The sequence below is a fragment of the Paenibacillus sp. PK3_47 genome, from assembly GCF_023520895.1.
Classification (GTDB): Bacteria; Bacillota; Bacilli; order Paenibacillales; family Paenibacillaceae; genus Paenibacillus_AQ.
The window spans coordinates 6,144,377-6,160,764 of the sequence record NZ_CP026029.1 but is presented as its reverse complement, the minus strand read 5'-3'; the positions used below and the strand labels follow the sequence as shown (position 1 = coordinate 6,160,764).

The 16,388-nt window shown below is 52.4% G+C and carries 10 protein-coding genes; 3 read left to right on the top strand and 7 right to left on the bottom strand.

The window, feature by feature from the left end:
- Nucleotides 1–26: 26 nt before the first annotated feature.
- A complete protein-coding gene (locus C2I18_RS26830; RefSeq protein ID WP_249898748.1) occupies nucleotides 27–917 on the bottom strand; it encodes a LysR family transcriptional regulator in 891 nt (296 codons plus the stop codon).
- 209 nt (nucleotides 918–1,126) lie between these two features.
- On the opposite strand from C2I18_RS26830, the gene C2I18_RS26825 reads away from it, so the two are divergent.
- Both C2I18_RS26825 and C2I18_RS26820 read left to right on the top strand, forming a co-directional pair.
- Nucleotides 1,127–1,720 carry an ankyrin repeat domain-containing protein gene (locus C2I18_RS26825; RefSeq protein ID WP_249898747.1) on the top strand — a complete coding sequence of 198 codons (594 nt, stop codon included), beginning with the start codon at nucleotides 1,127–1,129 and terminating at the stop codon, nucleotides 1,718–1,720.
- Between the two features lie 46 nt (nucleotides 1,721–1,766).
- On the top strand, nucleotides 1,767–3,107 hold the full coding sequence (locus C2I18_RS26820; protein ID WP_249898746.1) for a uracil/xanthine transporter: 1,341 nt from the start codon (nucleotides 1,767–1,769) through the stop codon (nucleotides 3,105–3,107).
- Nucleotides 3,108–3,162: 55 nt separating this feature from the next.
- Here C2I18_RS26820 and C2I18_RS26815 read toward each other — a convergent pair whose 3' ends face one another.
- Both C2I18_RS26815 and C2I18_RS26810 read right to left on the bottom strand, forming a co-directional pair.
- Nucleotides 3,163–3,327 (bottom strand): hypothetical protein, encoded by a 165-nt coding sequence (locus tag C2I18_RS26815; protein ID WP_249898745.1) that lies wholly within the window; start codon nucleotides 3,325–3,327, stop codon nucleotides 3,163–3,165.
- A gap of 62 nt (nucleotides 3,328–3,389) precedes the next feature.
- Entirely contained in the window at nucleotides 3,390–4,271 is an 882-nt protein-coding gene (locus C2I18_RS26810; RefSeq protein WP_249898744.1) for a LysR family transcriptional regulator, read from the bottom strand.
- 112 nt (nucleotides 4,272–4,383) lie between these two features.
- On the opposite strand from C2I18_RS26810, the gene C2I18_RS26805 reads away from it, so the two are divergent.
- The gene (locus tag C2I18_RS26805; protein ID WP_249898743.1) at nucleotides 4,384–5,769 is read left to right on the top strand and encodes an MFS transporter; all 1,386 of its coding nucleotides are present in this window, start codon (nucleotides 4,384–4,386) and stop codon (nucleotides 5,767–5,769) included.
- A 219-nt stretch (nucleotides 5,770–5,988) separates the two neighbouring features.
- On the opposite strand, the gene C2I18_RS26800 is transcribed toward C2I18_RS26805, so the two are convergent.
- The 4 genes from C2I18_RS26800 to C2I18_RS26785 all read right to left on the bottom strand — a co-directional run bounded on the left by C2I18_RS26800 (nucleotide 5,989) and on the right by C2I18_RS26785 (nucleotide 15,296).
- Complete coding sequence (locus C2I18_RS26800) at nucleotides 5,989–7,341, bottom strand: sodium-dependent transporter (protein ID WP_249898742.1); 1,353 nt, start codon at nucleotides 7,339–7,341, stop codon at nucleotides 5,989–5,991.
- A gap of 166 nt (nucleotides 7,342–7,507) precedes the next feature.
- A complete protein-coding gene (gene bshB2, locus C2I18_RS26795; protein ID WP_249898741.1) occupies nucleotides 7,508–8,182 on the bottom strand; it encodes a bacillithiol biosynthesis deacetylase BshB2 in 675 nt (224 codons plus the stop codon).
- Between the two features lie 23 nt (nucleotides 8,183–8,205).
- Nucleotides 8,206–8,532, bottom strand: a complete 327-nt coding sequence (locus C2I18_RS26790; RefSeq protein WP_249898740.1) for a YojF family protein — start codon at nucleotides 8,530–8,532, stop codon at nucleotides 8,206–8,208.
- 155 nt (nucleotides 8,533–8,687) lie between these two features.
- Nucleotides 8,688–15,296, bottom strand: coding sequence for a phosphodiester glycosidase family protein (locus C2I18_RS26785; protein ID WP_249898739.1), 6,609 nt, complete (start codon nucleotides 15,294–15,296; stop codon nucleotides 8,688–8,690).
- Nucleotides 15,297–16,388: the final 1,092 nt, after the last annotated feature.

Sequence of the window (16,388 nt, the reverse complement as noted above, 5' to 3'; positions counted from 1 at the left end):
GAAGTCAACTGGGTTCCCCGCTCCTATTAGACAACAGCGTTCCGGATAGACTCCATCAACAGCACAGCCGCTTTACTAAGATAATGATCTTTCAGCCAGATTACCGCCGAGCCGGACACGGCTTGCGGGTCATCGATTACGTATGTACGAATGCGTGCGCTCTTGTACCTTGCCAGCGGTGTGGCGGGAAGGATGGAAGCGCCGAAACCGGAGGCTACAAGCTCCATCAGCATGCCGATATCGGAACATTCCCCAATAATCGAGGGGACTTGTCCCCTTGCCCGGAACTGCTCCAGCAGCAGATTGTACAGTCCCAGACCTTCGGTGCTGGGAAGCAGCAAGGGATATCCGGCGATAAGCTCGTAGCTCACGGCTTCGCCATCCTCCAGCATCGTGCCCGGCCCTTCTTCCCCTGTTACGAAATACAGCGGCTCGTCCCCCAGCATCGTGTAGTCAAAACCCTCCAGATCAATCGGCAGGCGGACGATCGCCATGTCGAGCGCTTTCTCCCGGATCAGCTTAATGAGTGTATTCGTTTCATTCTGCTGGATTTTGAACGTCACCTTCGGATAATGACTGCGGAACACGCTGAGTGCACCGGGAAGGCGGGCGTCTGACAATGTATTGACCCCGATAGACAGCTTTCCTCTGATCCCCAGCCCTGATTCCCGTGCCTCTTCCTTGGCCTCATCCATCAGACGGGTAATGGTCAATGCATGTTCGTAGAGCGTTTTGCCTGAAGCCGTCATCTCCAGATGACGCCCGTGTCTGTAAAACAGCGGTACGCCCAGTTCGTTCTCCATCAGCTTCAGCTGCTGGCTGAGCGGCGGCTGTGACATGTGCAGCTTATGGGCTGCAAGGGTAACCTGTTTCTCCTCGGCTAAGGCAATAAAATAACGCAGCTGCTTAATGTCCATAGATTTGCTCCGTTCCAACTATATGATTTTCATATACTTTTAGAATAAAATTAATATTTTTCATATACTTCACCCCATGATACCATAAATACGTTACACATTCATGGAGGGATAATGTGAGCTATTTCATCCGCTGTTTACTTGTTATAGGGGTAGTTATGCTGACCGGCTGTTCAGCTGGTCCTTTAAATCCAGGAGGAGATCAACATATGGCGAATGAACTGATTGCAGCCGCTGAACGCGGAGACACGGCCAGGGTAACCGGGTTGTTAAAAGACGGAGCTGATATTAACGGCGTGGATGAACGCGGACGGACAGCCGCGCTTGCGGCCACACACGGCAATCAACCGGAAACGTTCAAAGCACTGCTTGATGCCGGGGCAGACATTAACATCCGTGACCACCGTTCAGATAACCCGTTACTGTATGCGGGAGCTGAAGGCATGCCTGAAATCGTCAAGCTAGCGGTGGAAGCAGGTGCAGATACTGCATTGACGAACAGGTACGGCGGTACAGCACTGATCCCGGCAGCAGACCGTGGGCATGCCCATATCGTGCAATATTTGCTCGAACATTCGGATGTTAACATTGACCATGTAAATAACCTGGGCTGGACTGCCCTGCTTGAAGCTGTTATTTTGGGGGACGGCGGAAGCAATCATACAGAGATTGTCCGTCTCCTCACCGCACATGGCGCTGACGCCAACTTGGCCGACAAGGACGGAATTTCACCGCTTGCGCATGCCCAAAACCGCGGATATTCCGAAATTGCAGCCATTCTCAAGGAAGCTGGCGCCCGCTGATTTTTACTACACTCATCACTGGATATAGAAAGCTGGGAAAGAATTTATGCAACTGAAAAAATCGGATTACGGGATAAGCTCACTGTTCGCCGGCGTGCAGTGGCTTTTCTTTTTGTTCACGAATACGGTGCTGGTGCCGTTGTCTGTAGGTCATGCGCTGGACATGAGTGCAGGAGATATTACAGCCGCCATGCAGCGTTCATTCATATTGACGGGCTTGCTGTGCATCGTACAGGCGTTATGGGGCCACCGCTATGCACTGATGGACGGTCCGGCCGGAATTTGGTGGGGGCTGGTGCTTAGCGTAATCGCCTCCGCTCCGGCTATGGGGATGGACGCCGCCGCAGTCGCCGCCAATCTGACCGGCGGATTTCTGCTGGCTGGTGTGATTGCGGTTGTGCTCGGACTGCTGGGCTTCCTGAAGGTGCTGCAGCGTATCTTTACGCCGATTGTTATGGGGATTTATCTGCTGCTGCTTACGTTTCAGCTCGGAAATACTTTTTTCAAAGGAATGATCGGCTACAGCGACAGCGGACAATGGGATTTACAGCTGGCCGGGCTGTCCCTGTTCGTCATTATTCTTGTCTCTTTGATCCATCTGAAGGGTAAAGGCAAGCTTGGGCAGTTCTCGCTGCTCATCGGCATCATTATCGGCTGGATTGCTTATGCGGTTTTGTTCGGGGGCAGCGGCAGTACCGGGAGCTCAGATGCAGGCTCAATGAAAATCTGGCATTGGATGCCTTGGGGTCAGCCTTCCTTTCAGCCCGGCATTCTCATGGTCGGACTTGTTGCCGGTCTCGTGAATATGACCAATACATTAACAAGCATCTTTGCCGCAGATAAGCTCTACCAGCAGTCCGCCGGGAATAAACAATTCTTGCGCTCGCTGCTGTTTACAAATCTGTTTTCGATTATTGGCGCCTGCTTCGGCCTCATTCCGTTCGGCACATTCGCGTCTTCGATCGGCTTTCTGGAGAACACGAAGGTGCTGCGCCGTTCGGCGCTCATCACAGGTGCGGCCCTGCTGGTGCTGGTCGGCCTCGTTCCCGCATTGAGCGGCTGGCTGGCTCTGCTTCCGATGTCAGTCGGCAGCGCCGTGCTGTTCGTTGCCTATCTGCAAATGTTCGGAACGGCGCTGAATGCGCTGGGTAAACTGTCCATTAACGCCAAAACCATTTACCGTATCGCTCTGCCTGCCCTGACAGGCATCGGAATTATGAACATTCCGGCAACCGCCTTCGCCGAGTTCCCTCCGCTGCTGACACCGCTGGCTTCAAACGGCCTGGTCGTAGGTGTCATTCTCGCAGTGCTGATGGAAAATTTCATCCATTGGGAAAAGTATGAGACTCCCTCTTTAGCTTCACCTATGCCGGAGCCCAATAAATAAAACAGCTGCAGTCCTGGACCTAAATCTGTATCCGGGCTGCAGCTTTTATTTGCTCTTAATACATCCGTTCCTCACCGGTTACAGGATTCTTGAACGCTGACTCGATATCGCTGCTGGTCAGCTCTTCCGCGAACTCGGATTCGATTTTGCCGGAAGGATAAGTGGTTTCCACTTTCTTAACTGTTTTTTTGTCTGCAGCTTGTTTCGGCTGTTTGTCCATCGTGAGCACATCTCCTTTAAGGCTTAGTTTTGCCCCTTTAGGGTATGGCTCTTGAGTTCTTTTTATGCAAAAGTATTTTCCAGAAAGTGTGCGAAGACCAGCTGCCGGAACTCCAGGGCAGCGCGTGAAAGGTAGCGGCTTTTATTCCACAGTAAAGCGATTTCCCGCACCAGCTCACTGTTATCGACCCGCAGGTATTTCACAGTATCCCTTGAATCTCTGGCGGTACCGGGTATAAAGGCGATCCCGATTCCGGCCTCCACCAGCGTGATAATCCGCGCAGGCTCATCCCCTTCATACACATAATCCGGCACAAAGCCCGCCGCACCGCACACAGCGTCGACCAAATCGCGCGTTCCGTAGCCTTTTTTCACAGCAATAAACCATTCTTCCCGGAGTTCATCTAACGTAACCCGATCCCTCCTCGCCAGCCGGTGTCCCTTAGGCACTGCCAGCAGAATCGGGTCGATACACACGATCCGGCTTGCTATATCCTCCCCTTCTACCGGCGGCGAAGAGAGGCAAAAATCGACCTCTCCCCGGTGCAGGGCCGTAACCATCTCCTGTGTATTCAGCATTTGCACGTGAAAATGGATAGCAGGCTGTAGTTGGCGGAACTTACGGAGTATTTGCGGTAAAGTGCTGGCAGTATTCACCGCAAGTTCAAGTGTGCCCTGCGCCCGGCTCGCCAGATCGCTCAGCTCCTGCTTTCCCTGCTCCAGTTCAAACAGCGCTTTCTCTGCGCGCGGCAGAAAACGGCTTCCATATTCATTCAGCCGCAGCTTCCTTCCAGTCCGGTCAAACAGCAGAACTCCCAGATCCTCTTCCAGACGCTGAATGGTCTTGCTAAGTGATGATTGAGTTACATGCAGACTTCGTGCAGCTTCGGTCATATGCTCTAACCTGGCTACAGCAATAAAATATTGCAGCTGAAGAAGCTCCATTCTATCCCTCCATACATTCCTTCCAGTCTATGAAAATATACCATAAAATGCGTTGGAATAAATAACAGGATTCAAGTACGATGGCATCAACACATATTGGGGGGAACAAGTAATGAATGCACGCAGCCGTTGGCTTTTGATTTCCGTTAGTCTGGGGATAATGCTGAATCCGTTAAACTCATCGATGATAGCTGTAGCTGTTGCAAGACTGCAGCAGGCGTACCAGCTTGATTATGCTTCGGTTTCCTGGATTATTTTCTCCTTCTATATTGCAAGCGCAATTGCCCAGCCGGTAATGGGAAAAGCCAGTGATCTCTTCGGGCGCCGGAGAATTTTCCTCACCGGTCTTGTAGTTGCCTTTGCTGCATCGATGCTGGCACCGCTGTCTCCGAGCTTTGGGTGGCTTATCGGATTCCGTGTTGTCCAATCGGCTGGAACCAGTATGATGGTCGCGGTGGGAATGGCTATTGTACGGATACATATTACAGAGAAACAAGGTGCTGCACTGTCGGTGATGTCCATTTTTCTCTCTGGAGCGGCCGCAGTCGGACCCTTTATAGGCGGTATGCTGATCCACTGGCAGGATTGGCAGGCGATTTTCCTCGTCAACCTTCCGTTTGTTGCGGTGAGCTTCGTTCTGGCCTGGAAAATGATTCCCAAGGAAGCGCCGCAGTCTCCTGTTGTCCAAGGCATGTCTATCCGCAAATGGTCGGACTTCATGGATCTTCCGGGGATTCTGCTGTTCACTGCGGGTCTGGTTATTCTCCTTACCGGTCTGCTGTCTGTAAGTTCCTCCGGGCAGCTCTCCGCAGTGCATGTTATGCTTGGCGCAGTTGGACTTGTACTGCTGTGGATGTTTGTAAAACATGAGCTAAAAGCGGCTTCTCCTTTCATTCCTTTGCGGACATTCGCCAAATACCCTTCGATGACATGGGTTAATGTGCAGTTCATGCTGGTTAACGTGCTTTTTTATGCGGTATTTTTCGGACTGCCTTCTTACCTGCAGACGGTACGGGAAATCAGCGGGTTCCACACAGGGATTCTTATGTTAAGCCTGGGGCTCTGCTCGCTTGCGGCCTCTCCGGCAGCCGGAAGATGGATTGAACGATCCGGTCCCCGCCCTGCGCTGACTGTATCAGCACTATTAATGACATTCGGGTCCGTATGGCTTGTTATGCTTACCCCAGACTCGCCGGTTATCAGTGTATGTGCCGCGCTGGCTGCATTCGGAATCAGCAACGGGCTAAATAGTGTCGGGATGCAGGCGGCGCTGTTCCAGAGTTCACCAAAAGCAATCATCGGCGTAGCCTCCGGGTTGTTTAATACCTCCAGATACCTCGGAACCATCTTTTCTTCACTGCTGATAAACATCGTAATGGGCAGTCAGTTTAGCGCCGGAGGGCTGCGGAGGCTGGGTATTATTCTGGCCGTGATCGCGTTGTCCCTGGTATTTATGAGCCGGCGCAGCCGCGGAGCAGAGCAATCAGCAGAGGCCTGATCCGTCTGAATAACAAAAAAGTGCGTCCCTTTAGTTATTTGTGATTTTAAGAAGACTGGGGAGTACTTACGATTAAAGCAGCGGAGCGGACGGAACGATTGTGGAAAAGCGGCAGCGTTCGCCCAAGCGATAACAAACCTCTAAGACAAAACTAAGGGGCGTCCCAAGCAGCCATGATATGGCTTATGGGACACCCCTTCTTTATAATTCAGCTGAACGCTAAAACTTAAGAATCCCCGAAGTATGCAGCAGCACCAGGAACACCAGAATAGGCGCAACATAGCGGAGCATGAACAGCCAGATGCGGAACCAGCCTGCCTTCAGTCCGGCCGCTTCGGCTGCCCCTTTCCAGAAGTATCCGGCAAATACGGTAATCAGCAGACCGCCAAGCGGCAGCATAATGTTGGAGGTAATGAAGTCCACCCAGTCGAACAGCGCTTTGCCGCCGAACGTAAGCTCAGGGAACATACCCAGTGACATGGCTGAAGGAATTCCGACCAGGAAACAGACCAGCGCCAGAATCCAGACTGCACGCTGGCGGCTCCAGTTCCAGCGCTCCATCGCATAGGATACCGGAACTTCAAGCAGAGAAACGGCCGAGGTCATCGCGGCAATCGCCAGCAGGATGAAGAACAGCCCGCCGAAGAAAGCACCCAGAGGCATAGCCGAGAATGCAGCAGGCAGCGCTACAAAGATCAGGGAGGGACCCTGGTCCGGAGCAATGCCGAACGAGAACGTCGTCGGGAAAATAATCAGTCCGGCGATGAATGCATAGATCAGATCTCCGGCGCCAATGGCCAGGGTAGCCGTGCCGAGCGACTGATTCTTATCGACATAAGATCCGTAGGTCAGCAGAATCCCCATGCCAAGCGACAGGGAGAAGAAAGCATGTCCCAAGGCAACCAGCGCAGATTCCGCGGTAAGCACTGAGAAGTCAGGCTTCAGAAAGAACGATACCCCCTGGTCTGCACCCGGCAGCGTAAGCGCACGGATCATCAGCACAATAAGAAGAATAACCAGTCCCGGAATCAGCACTTTATTAAACTTCTCAATCCCGCCGGATACGCCGAGAATAACCACGCCAGCTGTAATCAGCATCGCCACACCCTGCCAGACAATCGGCATATATCCGGAGACAAAGGAGCCGAATTGCCCTGCATAATCATTGGTGCTGAACAAATTTCCGTTAAAAGCAATCACAGCGTAATGCAGCGTCCAGCCGGCAACGATCACATAGAAGGAAAGGATCAGGAACGGTGCAATGACCTGCAGAATTCCGGGTAATTTCCAGCCTTTGCCGCCTCCGGCGCGGATAAATGAAGTTGCTGCGCTTCCGCGCCCGCTGCGTCCGATGGCCAGCTCCGCCAGCAGCACCGGCAAGCCGATCAGCACGAGACAGACGATAAAGAGCAGGAAAAATGCAGCGCCGCCGTTCTCACCTGTAATGTAGGGGAATTTCCACATGTTTCCCAGTCCTACCGAACTTCCGATAGCGGCAAGAATAAAACCGCTGGAAGAAAACCGCTCCTTCTTTTCCGAGAGCAGATTTGTGTCACCTTTTGTTTGATTCATCGACTGTCCCCATTTTCTCTTTTTTTAGACCTCATTATAGCTTAACTTAGCATGTGAGATATATAGTAAATCCAAAAAAATATGAAATACATATTTTACCTGCTTTCGACAAAAAAAAGATACCACCATTTCTGGTGATATCCTGCCACTTTCAATCTATAAATAATCAGTTGAACCGGTAAGTCCAAAATTGTTCGGTTCCATAACGGCTGCGGATCTCCTGCTCGGTCAAAACCTTGTTCCCAACGAGTTCAGCCGCCTGAAACTGTGAGCGGTGAGACTCAATCGACGCCATTTTTTTATCCAGATAGCCGGTAACATCTACTTTCACATCAGCTTTGCCGATGACCTGTTCATGATTGATGGAGAACGCGCTGCAGTATACCAACGGACGTTCTGCCGGGGGAAGCGCCCGGAGGGTCCGGGTAACAGCGGCTCCGGTGGCATCGTGATCGGGATGTACACTGAAGCCGGGATAAAAGGTTATAACGAGGGAAGGCCGCAGTTCCTCGATCAGCGCAAGAATCCGGGAATCCAGCAGCTGCTGGTCTTCGAACTCAATCATTTTATCATGGAAGCCGAGCATCCTTAAATCCTGGATCCCGATTGCACGGCTGGACGCTTCCAGTTCCTCCTTGCGGATCGCCGGCAATGTCACCCGGTTGGCAAAAGGCGGGATGCCCATATTGCGGCCCATCTCCCCCAGTGTCAGACAGGCATAGGTGACCTCAGCACCTTCATCTATGTACTTAGCCAGTGTCCCTGCACATACAAAAGATTCATCGTCGGGATGGGGAAATACGGCCAGTATACGTTTATGCTCGGTTTGTTTAGTATTCATAGTTACCTGCTCCTCCAGTCTCATCAGAACTTCTCCCGGCTCAGCTGCAAGGCGACAATAAGCTTGCCTTGGCTGTCATGCCCTGCCATAATCAGGCGCTCCTTGTCACTCTCATCCACATGGGTGAGACCTTCAGCATAGATCCAGCCTTGGGGCGTCTTAAGCCCCACACGGTAAGGGCCGGAGCCGGAAATAGATCCGTTGGTAAAACTGACGGCCGCATTGCTGATGAACGCAGACGCCGGGCTGACAGCATAAGCCCCTGTTGTCATTTCAAGGTGCATGTATAGATCCTGGCCGGTGAACTGGTCAATCCGGACCTGGATGTCTTGAGGTTGAATCGGTAGCATAGAAGCCTCCTTGTGTATTAAAACATGAAGTATAATTGTCATTTTAACATATGTGCGGACAGAATAAACATTTAGCGTCTCATAGAAAAAAGCAGCAGCCCTCCAAATCACCGGAGAACTGCTGCCATACCTGTCTTTTCAGCTGTAATAGGGGTCTAGTCTAAGCTGTCCAGCAGGTTCAGGATCATTTGCGCACTTTCGGCACGTGTTCCATTACTTGCCGGTGCAAACCGTTCTGCGGTCCGCCCGTTCATCAGTCCAAGCTCACGGGCCTGGCCGATGGCTGCCTGTGCCCACTGTGGAGCAGCTGTCACATCGGTAAAGCCTGGGCTGCCAGAAGCTTCGGAAAGCTCCAGATTCGCAGCATATGCATAAGAACGGACCAGCATCGCCGCCATTTCCTGGCGTGAAATTACGGCATCCGGTGCGAAGCTGGATGATGTCCGGCCGTTCACGAGGCCGGCCTGTACAGCCAGCGCTACATCGTTTGCGTACCATTTGTCTGCTGCTACATCGCCGAAGGAAGAGCTTCCCGTTCCTGTAAGCCCAAGAGCTCTTACGAGCATCGCGGTGAATTCCGCCCGGGTTACAGCCCGGTCCGGATCAAACCGGTTTACGGATACGCCCTCTGCCAGCTGTCTCGCCGCGAGCTGCTTTACTGCGCTTTCCGCCCAGTGTCCTGGACGTACATCATCAAATGTTTTGTTGTATTCCAGTACGGCATATTTACTGAAATGGCTGACAGAGGCGGTTATTTTGCCGTCCGCCAAATTTCCGCCGATATACTGAAGCGTACCGTCTTCTGCAATATAATAGACACCTGTCAGCTCCGGATCAGTTCCCGGATTTACGTTAAATGTTAAGCTGACCGGCTGGCGGAACTGGCTTAATGTATAAGCTGTGCCGTCTTCTGCAGTAATCGTTAGTGCAAATTCCATCATATCGCTTACCGTGTTCACCTCAGCACCTGTGCGGCTGGAGGAAGCCGTAAGCAGTGCAGCTGTCTTAGCCGGTGCTACAGGCCTCACTGCCAGTGATATGGTGCTGCCTTCAAGCTGGCCGCCTGGAAGCAGACTGCTGAGCTCGGCAAGCACTTGTCCGGGAATGCCCAGACTCAGGTTGGGCGCCTCCACGCGCAGCGGTGCGTTACCCAGCACTCCGGCTGCATTACCCGGCAGGATCAGTTCATTCAGATGGCCGGCAGTTGTCAGCACTACCTCTCCTGCTGCGTTCTTCACCGACAGCTGTTCGGCTGATGCTTGCAGGATGCCTGTATTCACCGGTCCCGTTGGAGCAGGTGTACCCGAAGGTCCCGGTGTTGGTGCGGGTGTTGGTGTTGGAGCAGGTCCAGGATTGCCTCCTGACGGATTACTTACTGCAATCACAAACTCCAGGGTTTTACCGCCGAAGCTGATTGAAATTGTGGTGCTGCCTGCCTGCAGTGCCCGGACTGTAGAACCGTTCACAATGTCAGCCACAGCAGGATTACTGCTTGTAATTACAGCGTCTCCTGTCACCAGGACTGAAGTTCCGTCACTGTAGACTGCTGTTACAGCTGCCGCAGCACTCTGGCCTGTTATCAGCTGGGCAGCAAGCCCGCTGAACTCAAGCTTCTCGAGGGTAACTTCCGGCGTAACGGAAGTTACGGTTAGCGTGTAATCTGCACTCCATGACTGATATACCGCGCTGATCACTGTAGTTCCTTCTGCCAAAGCCTGAATAAATCCATTGTCATCAATAGCAGCAACCGACGGATCGGAAGTGCTGTACAGGATGCCTTCCAGGATCTCCACCAGGCTTCCATCGCTGAATACCGCCTGAACAACCGCTGTTCCGGATGCTCCTGCAGCAAGCGCCCGAGGTCCGTCAAGCTGAATCGCTGTCATTGCCGGATCTTCCAGCGTGACGTTCAGGTTATAACTGGCACTGAAGTCCTGATATGTGACCGAAATGACGGTGGAGCCTTGTGCTAATGCATGCACTAATCCATTGTCACTTACCGTAGCGACGCTCTCGTCAGTGCTGGCATAGACGAGCCCTTCCGTCACTGTGTGCCGGCTGCCCGAATAGTAGACGGCTTCTGTTACCGTCTGATCCTGAGCCCCCGGTTTAAGCGTTAGTCTGCCCTGCAGCTCAAGACTTTGAATAGCATCTTTTACTGTAATTTGGCTCTCTGCGTAAATCCCGGGATATCCGTATACAGCTGCTCTTACGGTGGCTGTACCCGGTTGTAGAGCCGTCACCAAACCATACGTATCAACGGTTACTGTAGCGGCCGGATCAGATTCCACTACTGACCACACCACTTCTTTTACCGATGCATCTTCCGGTCCTACGGTTGCCTCAAGCTTCAGGCTTTCGCCTGGCAGCATTTCGGCAGACGTCCGGTCAAGAATCAGGGTCTCCGGGTCCTTTTTGACAATCGCAAACCGGTCTACCTCACGTCCTCCGGCTGTTCTGGCCACAATATTAATTTCATCACCTGTAATCTCTACGGCTGTAAAAATCTGTTCCTGCTTGTCGTCAATCTTTTCCTGCCAGAAGTATTCTGTGAGCGCATAGAACTTCGGACCGGAGGAGCCGCCGATCACATATCTGGTTCCCTGTCCTTCCGGCACGATGGCTCCGCCCTTCATAGGGTAGGTTCTGAGGTAGATATGATCATGGCCGTTCATGACGAGATCCACCCCGTGCTGATCGAACACCGGCACCCACTTGGCCTGAACATTCTGATTGGCGTACATGCTGCCGTAAGGTCCCTGATGGAAAAATATCACTTTCCACTTCTTGTCCGTGCTGCCCAGGTCTTCATCCAGCCACTCGGCCTGCTCATCAAACAGACTTCCGTATTCTGTGTTGAGCACGACAAAGTGTGTATCCTGAATGTCAAAAGAAAAACTCGTGTTTTTCACACTGGCTGCGCCGTTCTGCGGATTATGGAACTGGGCTGTATAGTCCCCGGTGCCGTTCGAACCATTCACTTCATGGTTGCCGATAACGGGAACAAGGGTTGTATTCAGCAGCTGCTCCTGAGCAGCCTCAAACCACCAGTTCCACTGCTCCTGCTCAAAGCCTTTATCAACCATATCCCCGGCATGCACCAGCATGTCTGCATCGGGCATAGATTCCATAGCTTTGGCAAGCGTATCGCCCCACAGGGCAAAGCCGGCCTGTGAATCTGCCTGTGAATCGCCGATGAAGAGGAATTTAGTTGCTTCTCCTTCAGCTGCGTTCGTACGGAAGGTTCCCTGCTGGCTGACATTGCTGTCTCCATCACCGGCACGGTATACATAGGAAGTACCTGGCTCAAGGCCGGTAACCTCGGCTTTATGCACACGCACCGTTCCGTCATTGTTGGTGTTATAGATGGAGCTGGTACCCGTAATCCGCAGCACATTGCTGTCTGCAAAATCCGTGAATTCTGATGCTTTCACCAGCTCAACTACAGTTTCTGTCGTTAGCGGCTCAGTCTGCCAGGTCAGCTGGCGTGAAGTTTCCGCATCCTCTCCCATAGTTACATTGATGTTGCGGGGTGCTGCTGTTCCGGCATGCGGTGCTACTTTAAAGGTCATGACCGGACTGTAGGCATTGCCTTTAACGGCCTGGACCTTATAGGTCCCTGCTGCTGCCGTCGCCGCCTCGGTTGTCAGAACACCGGTTGCTCCGGTGACGGCAGCAGCTGCTTCCGCTCCGTTTATCAGCAGCTTCGCACCTTCAACGGCCGCGCCCCCGGTCATCTCGCTGACAGCAAACGCTGCCGGGAAGCCCTGAGCCATGTCATAGTGATTCCAGGTGAGCTTGAGCTGTGTTTTTACCGTCAGCCCGGCAGCGGCTCCTACAAAGTTGATCGGAGTTCCGGTACCTTCGGCTGAGGTTACAGACCCTGAAGTGTTTTCGATGACAAGCGGCTTGGACACTTCTTTGGCCGGATCGGATATTTCTTCAAGCGTGTGCGGGCCGACATACGCATTGCTTACCGTATAACGGATTTGTCCAATAAGCTCGCTGTCCGACAGATTCGCTTCATTCAGATTACTCAGATTCAGGCGCACTTCCCCTGCTGCCGGGTCAATGACCGGCTCAAGCTGCGCTGATGTTACTTTATCTCCGCGGATCACCTGCAGATCTTGTACTGCAGCAGGATCGAATTTGAAGGCAATGTGCCCTTCCTTCAGAATGTTCGCCTTCACAGCTCTTACATCCAGTGTGTAGGTGTTACCGGCATATACTGTCTCCGGTGTATCGTACACATAATAAGGGGAGCCCAGATTGACCATGAAGTACCATTCTTTAATCGTCTGGTTTCCGTCAAGGTCACGGATGGCCACCTTCACTTTATGACGTCCTTCCGCCAAGGCGGTTTTTGGTTTGTAGGTAATGGTGCCTTTTGGCGGATAGAAGCCGTGTTCAACCAATTGGCCGTCTACATACACACGCGTTTTGTCCGGATCTATCAATGTTGTCCCCGGATGAATGACCGGATCATAGCCTGCATCCTCGGCAGTGACTGAAATCGTCGGTGTGGCCGTCTTGACGATCTCGTTGTCAGCCGGATACACATCCTTCATCACCGGCGGTGTTGTATCTTCATTCAGAGGTCCGTATACAGCGCGGATGTCATCAATATACAAAGCACCGGCCGTTTTGTTATTGTTGCTTGTCTCCATGTAACGGACCGGCATATCCATAGTCAGCGGAGTTGCTTTTCCTGTTGGTACATCCGCTTCAACGTATCTCCAGCCTGTCCAGTCCACACCGGGAAGTGCAGCCGTGAAGTTGATCGGCACAGCCGCGTTGTTCCCGTCCCTGATCTGGGCGCGGAGCCAATGCTTCTGGCCGTCTCCGTATACCCACATGCCGATTTTCTCCGGATAGCCGGGTATCTGGATGCGATTGTCCGTAGAGGATGCCGTCAAATAGGCTCCCGAAGTACCGGTCCTGCCTGTAAAATCATACTCCAGCTTCAGCGCCTTATCGCCGTTCCGGATAAAATCCTGATCTGTGATTTCGACCAGCCGGGTGTAGTTGGCTGCTGCACCGGTAGCCGTATACTTGCCGAGTCCGGCTTCAAAATCCTCCAAAATCACCGGCGGCAGACCCACATTCACTTCAAATGAGGCTTCCACATTTCCGTGCTTCACATAAATCTTGCCGGTTTCCCCATTCCCGTTAGTCGCGGTGAAGATCCCGTCTGCATCCACCGTCCCGATGCCGCCTTCCACCCGCCATTCGTAACTGCTGTTAGCCGCCTGAATGACCTGGCCCTCCCGCAGTGCAGTTACGGACAGCTTCTCTACAGCACCTGAAGTGTAGGTCTTGACTACATCCGGGAACTTCAGCTCTGTCAGCTGGCCGACCACTTCAATCTCCCCGCTGCCCTGCACTGTTCCCGCTGCAGCAGTTACAACGCCAGTGCCTGCCTGAGCGGATGCTCTAAACAGACCTTCCCCGTCAATCGTTCCGAGGCTTGGGTCAACCTGCCAGGTCAGCGGTCCGCTGTATGCAGCCGGTTGTCCGTTCGCATCTATGCCGGCGGCTGTGAACTTAAAGGCCGCCCCTGCCAGAATCCGCTCGGCGTTCGGCTGTACTGCCAGCGTGGAAGCTGTCGTGAGCTCGGGTGCGGTGTTGACCAGCAGCAATCCGTTCCCTGTCTTCCGCTCGTAGCCGTCCGAGCCGTGGTTCATCATTTGGACGCCGGAAGTTCCCGGCATCCTCGCTACAAAAGTAGAAGAGCCTCCGCCGTCCAGATTCATGGCGTTCACCACGCCCATGTCCTTCAGCATTTTGGCCAGCTCGTCTGTCTCGACGCCTTCACTGAAGCCCGGAGCTCTGCCGTCGATTTCGAACAGCACGATGCTTCCGTCCGCTTTGGTACCGATCGCAGTACGCGGGTGGATACCGGCCGGACCTACATTGGTCTGTACGGTTCCGTCTTTAACTAGCGGCCCCTGTCCGCCCACCGCCATCACGACATCGTTCCATTCCCCGTCCAGGGCAAAGCTTGCCGTGATTTCATCACCCGCCTGCAGATTGGCTACCACTGCGCGGGAGGTTCCGGAAGCGGACAGAACCACTTGTCCGGCAGCCAGCGGCGTATCGCCCAGGTTCTTGCGGACTTCGGCTACCTTCAGCTTCAGCGTCTGTCCGCTCTTCACTTCACCTTCCACGATGTCCAGTACGATTTCATCGCCTTCACTCGTCGACTTGGTGGATGTATTGTAGTCTGTCGTATATAGAACAAGATGGTTCGTATCCCGGTACCGGTTAATGCTGGTCAGATTCACCGTCTGGCCGCCGACCGATACCTGCTTTGTAAGCTTGGGAGAACCGTAAATGGAGCTGCCGTCCGCTTTCAGGCCGAAAGCATATGTAGAACTGGCGCTGTTCAGAATTCTTCCTTCGTCCATGAACAGCCCGTTAGGCACGCCCGTAGCAAAGCCGGAGATTTCGTAGAAATCACCGTTGATCCCTGCGATAACACGGCTGCCCGGCGCATCCGTATAAGCGGCCATTTCGGTGACACCCTTCATTCCATATACCTTGCCGTTCTTGGTGCCTGCCCGGAGCGCCAGATTCGGATTTTTCGGATCAAATTCAACGGCATGTATTTTTTGCTGCCCGCGCTCATTCTCCATATTAAGCCATGTATACACCGCTCCCGGTGCCAGTTCCGTTTTACGCACATCAATGACCTTACCGTACTCTGTTGCAGGCAGATCGGTCATTGCAGCGTTTACATACACTCCTGGTTGAAACAATGACATGAGTAATAGAAAAATTACTGCGGCATTCACTTGACGCAAATACTTCTTCACGATTGCGATACCCCTCCCAATGCAGTAGTAGTTGGTGCGTGTCCCACCGGGACAAACCCATAGGGACCATACTACCTATGAAAAGTGAAGGGGATATAAAATCTGATGGCGAAAATTGTTAATATGCTAAAATAATCAGCAGGCTAAATATCCGTCGGAAGAGCGGTTTGTGTGTCGAATAAGAGGGGAAATGGGCGTGAGTGCGTACGGCGTGTTAGAATATGGGCGTATTGAGCGTACGGGTATGTGAAAGTGTAGGCGTATGAGAGCGTGGGCTTACAGGTATACGAAATGCAGGCCTATGAGAGTGTGAGCGTACAAGTATGCGAAATGTAGGCGTATGAAAGTACAGGTATGTGAAAGTATAGGCGTATAAGAGTGTGGGCGTACAGGTATGTGAAAGTGCAGGCGTATGAGAGATGAGACGTGAGCGTACGGGAGTATGCGCAGGAGTGAGCAAGGTTCTTCTGATAACGTATGCTCCGGGTGCGCGCTTTTAAACAAACTATACGGTTTATGTTGTGATATGAGCTTTGATGCTCCGCCCGAACCACGTGAGTATTTGGATTTCTGAGCTCTGATCAGATCAAGCGAAGTGGAAATTCTCCTGTTATTTCTTCTTCAAACAACGTAATTTCAGCGATAGCAGGAAAAACACCACTTAATTTTACCGATTCCGTGCCCGAAGGGAGATTTGAGCCGAAATAGACGGAGTATTTCCAACTAACTATCATATTTCATGAAAAATGATGGATTTAGATGGAGGAAATCCAACTAAAGTGAAGCACCGGCGCTCCCTTTTCGCTCCCTGTTCTCTCCCGCATCCTCCTGGATGAACCGCAGATTATCGAGAGTTAGCTCAGCTTATACTTTAACTGTATTCCATGCAGCTATATCCGGCGATTTTTGGACCAGGAGCGCTTTAGTTGCAGATTCTGCAATTAAAAATTCCCTTAAGTCCTAAAAGAAGACCTTCCACCGGTTTTACGTGTACCAAATACAGTTAAACGTCCAAATCCTGTTTTTTGTGGTCTTTTAGCT